We start from the raw sequence: 13620 nt of genomic DNA on the forward strand, positions 1-13620 counted from the left end.
TTTAAAAACAACAACAACCGAGCAAAAAACAGCAGATTGAGCATTTTTAAACTTTCATGCTGTTTTAAGCGTTAGCTTGCCAAAATAGTCATTGGTAAACTAAGTATTGGATTGTCAGAGTCTGCAAAATGCATCATCACTGCCACATGGCCTGCAACTACCAGTGCATACATAACCGCTGAAAAACCTTGGCCGTATTTATCAAGCGGCAATAAATGGGAGTAATGTCGGCCGCGCCATTCAAATACAATTTCCAGCGCACCTACAAACAAAAAGAATACCAGTAATATTAAGCCAAATGTGTAGCTCAGCCATAAACCAAACAGTACACCGAGTAAACATACACTTAGGCCAATCCATGAACGCATTGAAAAGCTGATACTTTTTAAGACATGCCCGCCATCAAGCGGCAAAATTGGTAACAAGTTAAATAAATTTAATAACGCACTAAGAACTGCCACACCTGCAAATATTTCCATCTCGGTGGCGTAATATAAAACGACACCCAACACCGAGGTAATTAAACCAAATGCAGGCCCCATCAGTGATATAACGACATCTTGCCAACGGGTTGTTATTTTATCGTCACTTACAGCAAGCCCACCAACAAACGGGATTAAGTAAATACCTTTGGTTTTTATGCCAAAGCATTTCATTGCTCGCACATGGCCGTACTCGTGTACGACTAAGCAACCAATGAGCATTAGTGCAAATTCAATACTAAATAACCACGCATAGCCTGCAACAGAAGCCCCTGCAAGCACTACTTTAATTACCTTAGCGCTTTTAAAAAGCTTAAAACCTAATGCAGCTAGCCCTAAAAAGCCTTTTTTAGGTGACCCATTTGTAGGTGCTGGCAACGCAAGTTGTGTTGCAAATTGATCATCTACAAAGAGCGAAATGCTTTGCTCTTCGACTGCCCCCGTATCGATACCTATTTTTTTGTTGTCGTAAGTAAACTGATAGTAGTTTTCACGAGGGTTATCAAAGGTAATGGCTTGTTGCGCATGAAATACCTGTACAATTTTTTGCCCAGACACCATAAGCGAAAATGGTTGCTCGGCTAAAGTAAGATCTATTCTTATCATAATTAAGACCGTTTAAAACAATGGCGCTAGTATACCTAATCAGCTTAAAAACACGAGGGAAGGTGCTAGGTAACTATTTTCAAAATAAAAGCATTTGATACTGACAAAATAAAAAAACACTACTACTTTTATAGTAACTCCAAGCGATACCTTGAAAGGGATAACAGTGAAGAAGATAGTGCCTAATATTTTAGTTGTTGACGATTCAAAAGCAATTTTGATCGTTATGGAAGCTATACTTAACGAATTGGGTATATCCAACACTATAACTACGTGCCTAAATGCAAAAGAAGCGCTTGAAAAAGTTAAAGAGGATATCAACTACTTTGATGCTATTTTTACTGATCTCAATATGCCCGAAATGGACGGCATGGAATTAATCCGCCACTTAGGAGAGTTACATTATCAAGGCGGTATAATAATTGTTTCTGAAATGGACCATAAAGTTATTAGCTTAGCTGCCAATCTCGCGAAACAACATAACGCTCACCTCATTGGTAATATTGCAAAGCCAGTGCAACTGTCTCAGGTTAGTAGGTTACTTATTAAAGTGGCGCAATTAAACAGCCACACTTTATTAAAAGAGTCAGCCATTTCAAAAGATGAGCTTATTGATGCATTAAAAAACGATGAAATAACGCCTTTTTATCAACCAAAGATAAATGCTGATAACAATAAAATTGAAAGCGTTGAAGTGTTAGCGCGTATTTTATCAAGTAAAGATGGCAATATTATTTTACCTTGCCGTTTTATAAATACTGCCGAACAACACAACTTAATTAATCAAATTACATTTTCTCTTTTTGAAAAGGCCACCAGCGAATTCAAAAATATGACAGCACAACTAGGTCATGATTTTAAAATGGCCTTTAACTTATCGCCAACCCAGCTCGATGACCTAAACTGCCCAAATAAATTACTGCTCATTTTAGAATTAAACCAACTCACGCCTAGTAATATAATTATAGAAATAACAGAACAACATGCACTCTCAAGCCTCATGCAATTAGAAACACTAAATAGATTAAGAATGCATGGCTTTGGTATATCGCTAGACGACTTTGGTGTTGGCTTTACTAATATGAACCAGCTTCGAAACCTTCCTTTTACTGAAATTAAAATAGACCGTTCACTCATTAGCCATATAGAAACAGATTTATTTTCTCAAGTGGTTGTAAGTTCGTTATTTAATATTACGAATAAAGATCATTTAGATTTAGTGGCAGAAGGCGTTGAACGCCCAGAAGAGCTCGATTATTTAAGGCACTATAGAAGAAACCTAGCCATACAAGGTTTTTTATTTAGTCGCCCTAAACCACAAGACGAATTTATATCTTGGGCTAAAGATTGGCTAAAAACTGATGGCAGCCTCGCTTAAAGCGGTACTAATATTTACTCGGGGCCTGTTAGCTAATTATCACCCCGCGTGTGTTTATCTTCTTCACTAACTATATGTGCACTACTTGCTAAGCGTTTGTGCCAACGCTGCCTTGCTACTGCGCGCATATTAGTAGATTGGTCACGCTCATCTACAATCTCTAGTCCCATTAAAGCTTCAATCATATCCTCTAACGTTACAATACCCTGCACGTCACCATACTCATCAACAACTAAGCATATATGAGTGCGCTTTGTTAAAAGTGTTTGCAGTAACGACGATACGTTCTGAGAAGTTGGTACCGTATAAATAGGCTTAATCAATTTGCTAATTTTGTAATCGGTGCCTAAGCGGTGAAATGCCAGCATAATATCGTTTTTATGCACAAACCCAACGATATCATCGGCATCTTTATCAAATACCAACACTCTAGAAAACGATGACGATCCATGTTCATTTAAATACTGATTAACTGTTAAGTCTTTATGGATTTTGAAAATAACAGTTCGCGGCGTCATTAAGTCGCATAATTTTGCATGCTTAAAATGCAACAAATTACGGATAATATCAGATTCATCTTGATGTAATGCTCCCGACTCCGTGCCTATATCTGCCATTGCCTCTATCTCTTGACGAATATAATAAGCCTCATCGTGCTTTGGACCCATTAAATTTGTTAGCTTTTGAGCAAACCATACAAAAGGCTTTAGCGATATAACTAAAAACCGCAAAGCGTAGGTAACGCTTGGCGTTAAAGCTCGCCAGTAATTAGCCCCCAAGGTTTTAGGTATAATTTCAGAAAGAATTAATACGAGAAATGTCATAATGGCTGATGCAATACCTACAGCCGCATCGGAAAAAACGACAGCCGCTTGTGCACCAACTCCCGCTGCACCTGCTGTATGGGCAACTGTATTTAAAGTTAAAATAGCAGCTAAAGGCTGATCTATATTGTTTTTAAGCTTTTCGAGCTGTTTAGCAAGCTCAGGGTGTTTTTTTCTAAGTGATGCAACATAGCTGGGCGAAATACTTAATAACACAGCCTCCATCACAGAACATAAAAACGAAATAACAATCGCCACTACCATATAAACTATCAGTAAAGTCACTTTCTCTCCTCTATATTGGATATGTGAGCATGGTAACAATACATGCTATATTTGGCCAAACTTCCAATAATAATAGGCATAATAATGAAATTTAGCGCACCATGGTGTCATCAAAATAAGCTATTTAAGTACGCAGCAGCTCTTTTAACGCTTAGCAGCTTAAGCTTTGCTGCAATAGCTGCACCATTGGATAAATCAAAAATTCAGTTTATCGGCCCACTTGCCGAAGATATGCAGTTAAAGCCTTTTCAGACACCTCATGGCAGTGCGATTATTAACAACCTATTGCCACAACTACAAGCAGACACAGATAGTTTTTCTGTATTTGGGAAAAAACAAAACTGGCAGCCGTTTAATAAAATCAATGCGCTCACTTTAGGTGGGTTACAGGCACTAAAATTTAATATTGAAACAACCCGCTTTACGCAAGGTACGCTTACCTTAAAAGGGATTGAGCAAGGTCAGTTATTTATTAATGGCGAACTACAAACAGGCGATAAAAATAGCTATAAGTTAGCTTTAAATAACAGTACTCACACTGTTTTAATAGTAGCCCAGCAAGTAGCTAATTGGCACGATGTAACGCTTGATTTTGCACCTAAGAGCGACATTGATAAAATTACGCTTAGCACTTCACACATAAAACGTTTATCTGCAAAACAACTGTTTGATGCTCCTACAATTAGCCAATTATCACTCGCACCTAATGCCAAGCAGTACGTTACTACCACTCGCACTTATAGTGATAAAACACAAAATCAAGCAAATACAGTTACTGTACTTAAAGATTCAGACAATCAAACGCTTTATCGCTTTGAAGCAGGCCAACCAAGTAACATTATTTGGAGTCCAGATAACCAATATTTAGTGTATTTGTTAAATGGTGAGCTTAAACAACTTAACCGTAAAAACTTCTCAATAAAAACATTAGCAAACGATTTAGAAGGAGCTAATGGCTTTACCTTTTATAACGACACCAGTCTTTTGTTTAGCTGGTCTAAATCACCCGAGAGCACTAACAGCTTAACCAAGCACTATAAAGGTCTACAAGATCGCTGGTCGTATGCACGTTCCATCAGCCAAATTTATATGCTTGATACTAAAAGTGGTTTAACAAAAGCACTTAGCCAAGGTCCTCTTTCTTACAGCCTTGAAGATTCAAATAGTAACCGTGGCAAAGTATTAATGAGCCGCCCTGTAATGGCAATGCAAGCATCAACCCACCCTGAAACAGAGCTTGTTGAACTCGATTTAAAATCCAACAAGCTTTCATCGCTTGGTAAATTCAAAACGTTTAATTTAGCTAAATACGCAAATAAAGATGTTTATGTAGTTGCAGGCCCTGACTTTAAAAATGGCGCAGGCAGAGCACTACCAAAAGCAATGCTTGCTAATAACTACGACGGGCAACTTTACCTACTTACTGAAAGCGGTAAAAACGTAAAAGCACTCAGTAAACAATTCGACCCCGCTATTGGCCTACTGCACGTTTTAGAAAACGGCGATGCGCTCATTAAAGTAACAGAGCAAGACACTCAACCACTTTACCTATTTGATTTAAGTAAACAGCGCTTTAAAAAGTTAAATACGGGATTGGATATTGTTGAACAATTTAGTTACTCACACGACCGTAATACCGAAATTTTATTAAGTGGCACTAACGCTTTAGCGCCACAACAGCTAAAACGCCTTAACGTAAGTAAAAATAAAACAGATTTAATATGGGATTCAAAACCAAGTAGCTATGCAAATACACGACTCCCTACATTAGAGGAGTTTAATTTTAAAAATAAACATGGGGTTGAAATAACTGGCCGCGTTTATATTCCTAGCAATTTAGATAAAACTAAAAAGCACCCGGCGCTCGTGTATTACTACGGCGGCACTTCACCAGTTACGCGTGGTTTTACAGGTCGTTATCCGTTTAACTTATGGGCAGAAAATGGCTACGTTGTTTATGTAGTACAGCCTACTGGCGCAACAGGGTTTGGACAAAAGTTTTCAGCGCAGCATGTTAATGCCTGGGGCGACTACACTGCAGACGATATTATCGAAGGCACGCAAGCCTTTTTAAAGAAATACAACTATGTTGATAGTGAAAAGGTAGGAAATTTAGGGGCATCATACGGTGGCTTCATGACCATGTTATTGGCAACTAAAACCGATATATTTAGTGCTTCAATAGCTCATGCGGGTATTTCTAATATTACCTCGTATTGGGGTGAAGGTTGGTGGGGCTACTTATATTCTGGCGAAGCATCAAAAAATAGCTTCCCATGGAATAACCCTGAGCTTTACAGCCAACATAGCCCTGTATTTCATGCCGACAAAGTAACAACACCTATGCTACTTCTTCATGGTGATAGCGATACCAATGTACCTGTTGGCGAAAGCTTAACAATGTACACTGCGCTGAAACTGCTTAATAAGGACGTAGAGTTAATCGAATACAAAGGCGCCGACCACCAAATTTTTGCACGCGATAAACGATTTGATTGGTGGAACACCATGCTTGCATACTTTGATAAAAAGCTAAAAAACGAGCCTCAATGGTGGGACTCAATGTATAAAAATGACTGAGTCTAAACCTTTAAAATAACGACTTAATACAGATTTATTAATAGTAGTATTAATTATTTAGCACCTTTTAATTAGTTTAAAGGTGCTAACCTCATCCTCTAATAACGTCTTATACACCTTTGAAATATTAAGTTACTTAAAACTAATAAACCCCCTTCTCAGCATTTACCTAATGGTGCTACCATACAGAGCTATAAGCATTCAAAATAAAGTACTATGGCTATTAATGTTTTATTGGTTGAAGACGATGAACTACTCGTTAAACGCATCCAAAATCACTTTGCAGATACCGAATTTACAATAGAGGTAGACCCAACTGGCGCTGATGCACTTAACATTGTAAGGCAGCGGGTAAACCTGCGCGGTGCTATATCATTAGCCATAATTGACATTGTCTTACCAAAGCGCGACGGGCTTCAGCTCGCAAAAGAATTAAACACACTGACCGATATTGGCGTTATTGTATTATCGAGTCGTGACTCCCAAGCCGATCGTATCGCTGGTCTTGCACAAGGTGCTGATGACTATATTTGTAAGCCCGTCGATTTACTTGAGTTAGAGCTTCGCATGCGCGCGCTCTATAAGCGTGTTGCCGTCAACCTAGAAGACGACGAAAGCGAAGAGTTTATAGAATATGCTGACTTTAAGCTTCATCCTGATAACCGTACATTAATTACTGCTGCGGGCGTTGAGTCACGCTTAACTGAAGCCGAACATAAAGTGCTTATTTGCTTAATTAGTAACGCAGGTAAAGCCACATCCCGTGAAAAAATATCTGAAGAAATAGGCCAGCCCGATTGGAGTCCAAACGATCGTACTGTTGATGTGCTTATTGGTCGTTTACGTAAAAAATTAAATGATGAAAAAGATCAAAAACGCATCGTTACCGTCCGCGGTAAAGGCTATATGCTTTCTATTTAATACTTAGTTAATTGCGCAATAAGGCGCTCAAATGCGCGGTAATTAAGTGCTTCTTTAAGCTCATTTAAACTAATGTTTTCAGCGCCTTTTAAATCACTAATTGTACGCGCCACCTTAATTACTCTATGGTAGGAGCGTGGCGATAAAGACAACTTCTCGCTTGCTCTAGCTAAAAATTGCAACTCTGCAGGCGCAAGTTCACAGTGCACACTCATTTCTTTATTATTAAGTCTCGCATTAACCTTACCTTGGCGTTTTAGCTGCACATAATAAGCAGCCTCAACTCTTGCTCTAACCTCAGCACTGGTTTCCTCTGGTTTGGTACTTTGTAGCTCAACACTCGTTAAACGAGGTAGTTCTATTTGCAAATCTATACGGTCAATAAAAGGCCCCGACACGCGTGATAAATAACGCATAACTTGATCGGGAGTTGCCCGCTTATCAGTATGGCTCCCTGTTGGGCTTGGGTTTAATGCTGTAATAAGCTGAAACTGCGCTGGGAACTCCATTTGCCTAGCTGCACGTGAAATAGTAACCGTACCGGTCTCCATTGGTTCACGCAGTGAATCAAGCACCTTACGCTCGAATTCCGGTAACTCATCTAAGAAGAGCACACCGTTATGTGCCAGCGAAATTTCACCAGGCTTGGGATTTGAAGACCCCCCCACCAAAGCAACAGCTGAGCACGTATGATGCGGATTACGAAATGGCCGCTGTCGCCAATTAGTTAAATCTATGGATTGTCCAATAATAGAGTAAAGCGCAGCTGTTGAAATAGCTTCATCGTCCGACATAGTGGGCATTATAGTAGCCATTCGCTGGGCCAGCATTGATTTACCAGTACCAGGAGGGCCTAAAAATAGTAAATTATGCCCGCCAGCTGCAGCAATTTCGAGTACTCGCTTTGCACCGGGCTGACCTTTAACATCGCTTAAATCGAGCAAAAAGTCAGGGGCTTGCGTGCAGTCGGGGTACTCTATATTTAATGGCAAGGGTTGTTGATTAAGTAGGTCGCCCCATACTTCTTGAATAGAGCTTACGGCTTTGCGTTTAACGCCATTAACTAGGCTTGCTAGGCTGTCGTTTGCAAGAGGTAAAAAGCAGCAGCGATCTTCTTCTTTAGCAGCAAGTACCGAAGGTAAAATAGCGTTTACACCACGCACTTCACCATTAAGAGCAAGCTCACCATAAAACTCGTACTTATGAATATCAGGACACACTATTTGCCCAGAGGCGACTAAAACTCCCACCGCAATAGCCAGATCAAACCGCCCTCCATCTTTTGGCAAGTCGGCTGGGGCTAAATTTACAGTTATTCGTTGATCGGGAAAACCAAATTGTGAGTTTTCGAGTGCGCTACGTACCCTGTCTTTCGACTCTTTAACAGACGCTTCGGGCAGACCTACAATATGAAAAGCGGGTAAACCATTTCCTAGGTGAACTTCTACAATAACTTCAGGGGCATTTATACCCACTTGAGCACGAGAAAATATACGAGCTAACGACATTCCTTATCCTAGTAAATGGTGTGATTACACCAGTTTAGTCAGGATATTTAAAAACGTGTAATGTGATTTGCCATTTTATAGCGGCTAAACGAAGTAATAAGGTCATTAACATGCCTAATACCATCGCCATTTCGGTTGCTAACGAAAAACTAATGCCAAGCGTATAAACAGTACCACCCGCTATACAGGTAATAGCGTAAAGCTCACCCTTTAATAGCATAGGGATCTCGCGTGCAAGCACATCTCGAATTAATCCACCAAAGCAGCCTGTAATTACAGCCATAATTACCGCAGTCATATCGGGCATACCAACAAGCTGTGCTTTTTGCGCCCCCATTACTGCAAAAAAAGCTAACCCGAACGCATCCGCTGTTTGTAAAATATAATGAGGTATCGGCTTTTGTTTATTTATAAGGCGTGTTGTAACAAATACTGAAGCGAGTATGGCAAAAAAGTAACTTTGATCGTGTAACCAAAACACAGGAACATCTAAAATTAGATCTCGCACTGTACCACCACCAATAGCAGTTACTGTCGCTAAAACTACGACCCCAAAGCCATCCATTTTTTTCTCGTACGCTAGCAAAGTGCCCGATACAGCAAACACCGCAATGCCTATTAAATCAAACCAGTGGTAAAGTTCAGTCATATTTGTAACAACCTAAAAATATTTGTGCCGTTTTAACACAAACCAAACAAGGTTTTAAGTAATAACGATTTATTTTAAGAAGTTTATAACATTTTAAAGTGTATCTCAGGGGGCGGGAGCTTACGCTTATGAGAAGTGAATGCCTCATGCAGTGCAGATGATCTTTAACCTATAAGCTAAATCACCACACTCATCAAATTTCAGACATAAAAAACACGCTTTAAGCGTGCCGTTTCATTCTTATTTATTTCAGTGGTTGCGGGAGCCTGAACTTATAAAAGGTGAACCGACGACCTTCGGGTTATGAGCCACAATATACACACTAAATTTTAGACATAAAAAAACACGCTTTAAGCGTGCCGTTTCATTCTTATTTATTTCAGTGGTTGCGGGAGCCAATTTATAAAAGGTGAACCGACGACCTTCGGGTTATGAGCCACAATATACACACTAAATTTTAGACATAAAAAAACACGCTTTAAGCGTGCCGTTTCATTCTTATTTATTTCAGTGGTTGCGGGAGCCTGAACTTATAAAAGGTGAACCGACGACCTTCGGGTTATGAGCCACAATATACACACTAAATTTTAGACGTAAAAAAACACGCTTTAAGCGTGCCGTTTCATTCTTATTTATTTCAGTGGTTGCGGGAGCCGGATTTGAACCGACGACCTTCGGGTTATGAGCCCGACGAGCTACCAGACTGCTCCATCCCGCGCCTGAAATTTGTATACTTGTTTAAAGTTGCTTACATTACAACTTGGCTTCCAATTAAAAAATTGGTTGCGGGAGCCGGATTTGAACCGACGACCTTCGGGTTATGAGCCCGACGAGCTACCAGACTGCTCCATCCCGCGCCTGTATATTTTAAGTCTATCGACTACTTTTTTGATCTCTTAAGCTAGAGTTATTACAGTAACCAACATTAGAAAATTGGTTGCGGGAGCCGGATTTGAACCGACGACCTTCGGGTTATGAGCCCGACGAGCTACCAGACTGCTCCATCCCGCGCCTGTAATTTCTTTAAAACATTTTCGTAATATTTACGAGCCTGCCTTGAAGAGAGCGCTACTATATAGGAATAAACATTTAATGCAAGACCTAAACTAATTAAAGTTGTTCAACCGAACAAAAAGCAACCAAATTACTATTCTGCGCTCAATCTTTGATGCGGATTAATCATTTTTTGCCATTCCCAGTCGGGATGTCCCATCACTATAAAGTCAGGGTTCTCAGTACTCTCGCGTTGGTTGTACGTTAGCGGGTTAAATTCTGCATCGGTAATACAACCACCGGCTTCTTCAACAATAACTTGTGAAGCACCTGTATCCCACTCTCCCGTTGGACCAATTCTTAAAAAACAATCTGCTTTGCCCTCTGCAACAGTACAGGCTTTTAAAGAACACGAACCAATAGCAATCGTTGTAAACTGACTATTTAAATACTGACTCACCGCTTCTATTTTTTGGCGGCGGCTCACTGCAAGCGTCAAGCTCTCTGGCGGCGCTACAGATATTTTCTTATCAATTGAGTTTTCACGTTTAAAGGCACCATTTTTAGCTGTAGCAAAATAAGTCACACCTTTTGCAGGCCAATGAATAACTCCAAGCACAGGATGATTATTTTCAATCAATGCAATGTTTACTGCAAAGTCGCCACTTTCTAAAATAAATTCGCCTGTACCATCCATCGGATCGAGCAACCAATAACGCTGCCAGTCCTGTCTGTCGGCGAGTGCTGGTATAGGTGTTTCTTCCGACATAATTGGGATATCGGGTGCAAGTGCTTTTAATCCAGCAACCAGTACGTCATTTGCTGCTAAATCAGCTTTGGTAACAGGCGTATTATCTGATTTCTCTTGTTGGCCAATATCGCCTTTTTTATAAATGGCCATAATTGCATCGCCAGCACGCTCAGCTAATTCAATGCACGGTTCGATTAATTTATTCATCGGCAGCTCCAGACGCTAAATACTTATCTAATAATAGCAAAGCTGCAACACTGCGTGCTTCGGTAAAATCTTCTTGGTCTAATAATGACTGCCACTGAGTTAATGGCCACTTAACAACAACTAGCGGCTCTGGTTCGTCGCCAATAAGGGTTTGTGGGTATAATTGCTTAGCAAATAAAATATGCATAGTGGCATTAAAGTAACTCGGCGCCATTGTTACTGTTCTTAATGGTTTAAAATACTCAGCACCAAAGCCAATTTCTTCTTTAAGTTCTCTGTTAGCAGCTTGCTCTGGATTTTCGCCCGGATCAATTAAGCCTTTAGGAAAACCTAACTGGTAATTGTTTGTGCCCGCACAGTATTCACGTACAAGTAGTAACTCATTATCTGCATTTAACGGAACAATCATCACTGCTCCCCGGCCACCGCCGCGAATTCGCTCATACTGGCGCTCTTCGTTATTAGAAAACTTTAACTCTAAAGACTCCACAGTAAACAGGCGACTTTTAGCAACAACATTGTTACTGAGGATTTGTGGTGGTGTTGGGTGCTTTTTCTGTGTCATTGGCGTTAATTTGCTATCATGGCAGTTAGTTCAATAATAAACCTTATAAGTTGAAATTCCTATGTTAAATTGGTCAAAAATCGATACCGTTTTGCTCGACATGGATGGAACATTACTCGATTTACATTACGACAGTCATTTTTGGCTTAACGTTATCCCTGCGCAACACGCATTAGCTAGAGGCATTAGCCTAGATGCAGCTAAAGCAGATATTTTAAAACGCTATCAAGCTGTGAGCGGTCAAATACAGTGGTATTGTTTAGATTATTGGGAGCAGCAATTAAGCTTGCCTATAATGGAACTTAAACGAGAGTCTCAGCATTTAATTAAAATGCGCGAAGACGTACCTCATTTTTTAACCGAGCTTAAAAAAGCAGGCAAAGAGTTAATTTTACTTACCAACGCCCACCCTGAGAGTGTCATGCTGAAATTTGAGCATACAGCGATTGATAACTACCTAGATGGTGTAGTGTCTACTCATGAATATGGAGTAAGTAAAGAGCAGCAAAGTTTGTGGCACCAAGTACAAAAAGACTTAGGGTTTAATAAGCAGCGCACTTTGTTTGTAGATGACAGTGTGCCGGTATTAAATGCCGCACGAGAATACGGCATCGAGCACTTACTTGCAGTTGCTAACCCTGATAGCCAACAACCACATAACGAAATAGCCGATTACCTGAGTGTTACCGACTATCGTAAGATTATTTAACTCAGTTTACGTGGGCTAGATTTTTGGGTAACGGGCTTCAAGGCCTTGGTATACTAACTTTGCAAAATCTGCATGTTCTGTATCAAGGCTTTTAACTACTTCAACTAAATGCTCGTTATCTTCTTGCCCGTTCCACTCTTTAATATAGCTACCGTCTTTGTAGCCATGATCTTGGCGGAAAAAGTTTAACGTGTTTTTACCTACGTAGCCGCGATATAAATCATCAATATCCATACCCATTTGCGCCATACAGCCGGCAAAGGCAGCGGCATTAAACGTTTTATCTGCAACAGCGGAAGCCGCTAATATTTCTAGCGTTTGTTTAAAGTCATCCGCTTGTTGAGCATTACTAAGCTCAGCTTCAAGTTGCTTTGCTAAGTCTTCGTAGCTAGTTTTGCCGTCAATTCTAAGCGATAGACCAAAATGAAAAATATCAACCAACTCTAAAATAACTTGTTCAGTATCTGGTGTTTGTTTTTTCCACCATTTCCAACCATGATGATCCAGCATTTCAGCGCACTCAACCCAAATAGCGCGGTACCATTCGAACCCTTGAGTAAACCATTGCTCATGTACTTTAGTGTTCATGGCGTTTTGCATTTCTAGCATAACTACTAGCTTGTTTAAATTGGCAGACATATTCATTCCTGTCGTTTTTGATTAGTGTAATAGTACAGATAAAGGAAGCTTAACGCATCAGCACTATCTTAATATGTAGTTTACTTTGAGCCGCTAAATTCAGCCCATGAATCAATTAAATCAATGAAATCTTCAAAGCCACAACCACTACTTAAACCATTTTCTTCAAGCGCTAAATCGTCATCTTGATACGCTATTAGGTCTTCGCTATCTTGATGAAGCGCATGGGCTTCAAATAGTGCTTCGTCTTTGGTTAATATTAAATCTATTTCTTGGCCTTTTAGCGTTAGCGGCTCATAGCTTGAACTCACCGATGCAATAAGCGCTTGCACCATAGCTACTTTGTCTTTGCCTATTTCTTCGTTTAGCCAGCGACCAATAATAGCGTGTTCACTGCTTATTTTAATGCGTAGCCCACTAATAGGGTCGCGAATAAATTGATATTCCATAGGGTTTGCCTGTAAATCTTTAATTGCGTAATTATATACGTAAACGCCCGCAAACCACAGGACATATAAAGTAA

General features: G+C 40.0%; 12 protein-coding genes and 3 tRNA genes. 4 read left to right on the forward strand and 11 right to left on the reverse strand.

Annotation, left to right across the window (positions count from 1 at the left end):
• Positions 1-71: 71 nt before the first annotated feature.
• Positions 72-1088 carry a site-2 protease family protein gene (locus FFU37_RS14110; protein ID WP_138489754.1) on the reverse strand — a complete coding sequence of 339 codons (1017 nt, stop codon included), beginning with the start codon at positions 1086-1088 and terminating at the stop codon, positions 72-74.
• A 166-nt stretch (positions 1089-1254) separates the two neighbouring features.
• Here FFU37_RS14110 and FFU37_RS14115 point away from each other — a divergent pair, with 166 nt between their 5' ends.
• A complete protein-coding gene (locus FFU37_RS14115; protein ID WP_138489755.1) occupies positions 1255-2466 on the forward strand; it encodes an EAL domain-containing response regulator in 1212 nt (403 codons plus the stop codon).
• Positions 2467-2498: 32 nt separating this feature from the next.
• On the opposite strand, the gene FFU37_RS14120 is transcribed toward FFU37_RS14115, so the two are convergent.
• Positions 2499-3575 carry a hemolysin family protein gene (locus FFU37_RS14120; RefSeq protein ID WP_002957910.1) on the reverse strand — a complete coding sequence of 359 codons (1077 nt, stop codon included), beginning with the start codon at positions 3573-3575 and terminating at the stop codon, positions 2499-2501.
• Positions 3576-3659: 84 nt separating this feature from the next.
• Between FFU37_RS14120 and FFU37_RS14125 the strand changes: the two genes are divergently transcribed.
• Both FFU37_RS14125 and FFU37_RS14130 read left to right on the forward strand, forming a co-directional pair.
• Positions 3660-6155, forward strand: a complete 2496-nt coding sequence (locus tag FFU37_RS14125) for an alpha/beta hydrolase family protein (protein ID WP_138489756.1) — start codon at positions 3660-3662, stop codon at positions 6153-6155.
• Positions 6156-6371: 216 nt separating this feature from the next.
• Entirely contained in the window at positions 6372-7076 is a 705-nt protein-coding gene (locus FFU37_RS14130) for a response regulator transcription factor (protein WP_002957913.1), read from the forward strand.
• Here FFU37_RS14130 and FFU37_RS14135 read toward each other — a convergent pair.
• The 7 genes from FFU37_RS14135 to nudE form a co-directional block, all read right to left on the reverse strand.
• Complete coding sequence (locus FFU37_RS14135) at positions 7073-8584, reverse strand: YifB family Mg chelatase-like AAA ATPase (RefSeq protein WP_039488984.1); 1512 nt, start codon at positions 8582-8584, stop codon at positions 7073-7075. The two genes, FFU37_RS14130 and FFU37_RS14135, sit on opposite strands and share 4 nt — an antisense overlap.
• Positions 8585-8618: 34 nt before the next feature.
• The gene (locus tag FFU37_RS14140) at positions 8619-9233 is read right to left on the reverse strand and encodes a trimeric intracellular cation channel family protein (RefSeq protein WP_002957915.1); all 615 of its coding nucleotides are present in this window, start codon (positions 9231-9233) and stop codon (positions 8619-8621) included.
• Between the two features lie 641 nt (positions 9234-9874).
• Positions 9875-9951: transfer RNA gene (locus FFU37_RS14145), tRNA-Met, on the reverse strand.
• 62 nt (positions 9952-10013) lie between these two features.
• Positions 10014-10090: transfer RNA gene (locus FFU37_RS14150), tRNA-Met, on the reverse strand.
• Positions 10091-10167: 77 nt separating this feature from the next.
• A tRNA-Met gene (locus tag FFU37_RS14155) sits at positions 10168-10244 on the reverse strand.
• A 136-nt stretch (positions 10245-10380) separates the two neighbouring features.
• Positions 10381-11184, reverse strand: coding sequence for a 3'(2'),5'-bisphosphate nucleotidase CysQ (gene cysQ, locus FFU37_RS14160; RefSeq protein ID WP_138489757.1), 804 nt, complete (start codon positions 11182-11184; stop codon positions 10381-10383).
• Positions 11177-11749, reverse strand: a complete 573-nt coding sequence (gene nudE / locus FFU37_RS14165; RefSeq protein ID WP_039488983.1) for an ADP compounds hydrolase NudE — start codon at positions 11747-11749, stop codon at positions 11177-11179. The genes cysQ and nudE overlap by 8 nt, the downstream gene beginning before the upstream one ends.
• A gap of 61 nt (positions 11750-11810) precedes the next feature.
• Here nudE and yrfG point away from each other — a divergent pair, with 61 nt between their 5' ends.
• Positions 11811-12458, forward strand: coding sequence for a GMP/IMP nucleotidase (gene yrfG, locus FFU37_RS14170; protein ID WP_007378908.1), 648 nt, complete (start codon positions 11811-11813; stop codon positions 12456-12458).
• A 15-nt stretch (positions 12459-12473) separates the two neighbouring features.
• On the opposite strand, the gene FFU37_RS14175 is transcribed toward yrfG, so the two are convergent.
• Positions 12474-13097 (reverse strand): dUTP diphosphatase, encoded by a 624-nt coding sequence (locus FFU37_RS14175; protein ID WP_002963012.1) that lies wholly within the window; start codon positions 13095-13097, stop codon positions 12474-12476.
• Between the two features lie 80 nt (positions 13098-13177).
• Positions 13178-13546 (reverse strand): YacL family protein, encoded by a 369-nt coding sequence (locus tag FFU37_RS14180; protein ID WP_002963010.1) that lies wholly within the window; start codon positions 13544-13546, stop codon positions 13178-13180.
• Positions 13547-13620 lie beyond the last annotated feature (74 nt).

The organism is Pseudoalteromonas distincta (assembly GCF_005877035.1).
In the GTDB taxonomy this organism is placed as follows: Bacteria; Pseudomonadota; Gammaproteobacteria; order Enterobacterales; family Alteromonadaceae; genus Pseudoalteromonas; species Pseudoalteromonas distincta.

Coding starts and splice junctions, on each gene's coding strand:
- FFU37_RS14135 (WP_039488984.1), bottom strand. CDS start 8,584: ATGTCGTTAGCTCGTATATTTTCTCGTGCTCAAGTGGGTATAAATGCC.
- yrfG (WP_007378908.1), top strand. CDS start 11,811: ATGTTAAATTGGTCAAAAATCGATACCGTTTTGCTCGACATGGATGGA.
- nudE (WP_039488983.1), bottom strand. CDS start 11,749: ATGACACAGAAAAAGCACCCAACACCACCACAAATCCTCAGTAACAAT.
- FFU37_RS14175 (WP_002963012.1), bottom strand. CDS start 13,097: ATGTCTGCCAATTTAAACAAGCTAGTAGTTATGCTAGAAATGCAAAAC.
- cysQ (WP_138489757.1), bottom strand. CDS start 11,184: ATGAATAAATTAATCGAACCGTGCATTGAATTAGCTGAGCGTGCTGGC.
- FFU37_RS14110 (WP_138489754.1), bottom strand. CDS start 1,088: ATGATAAGAATAGATCTTACTTTAGCCGAGCAACCATTTTCGCTTATG.
- FFU37_RS14125 (WP_138489756.1), top strand. CDS start 3,660: ATGAAATTTAGCGCACCATGGTGTCATCAAAATAAGCTATTTAAGTAC.
- FFU37_RS14130 (WP_002957913.1), top strand. CDS start 6,372: ATGGCTATTAATGTTTTATTGGTTGAAGACGATGAACTACTCGTTAAA.
- FFU37_RS14180 (WP_002963010.1), bottom strand. CDS start 13,546: ATGGAATATCAATTTATTCGCGACCCTATTAGTGGGCTACGCATTAAA.
- FFU37_RS14140 (WP_002957915.1), bottom strand. CDS start 9,233: ATGACTGAACTTTACCACTGGTTTGATTTAATAGGCATTGCGGTGTTT.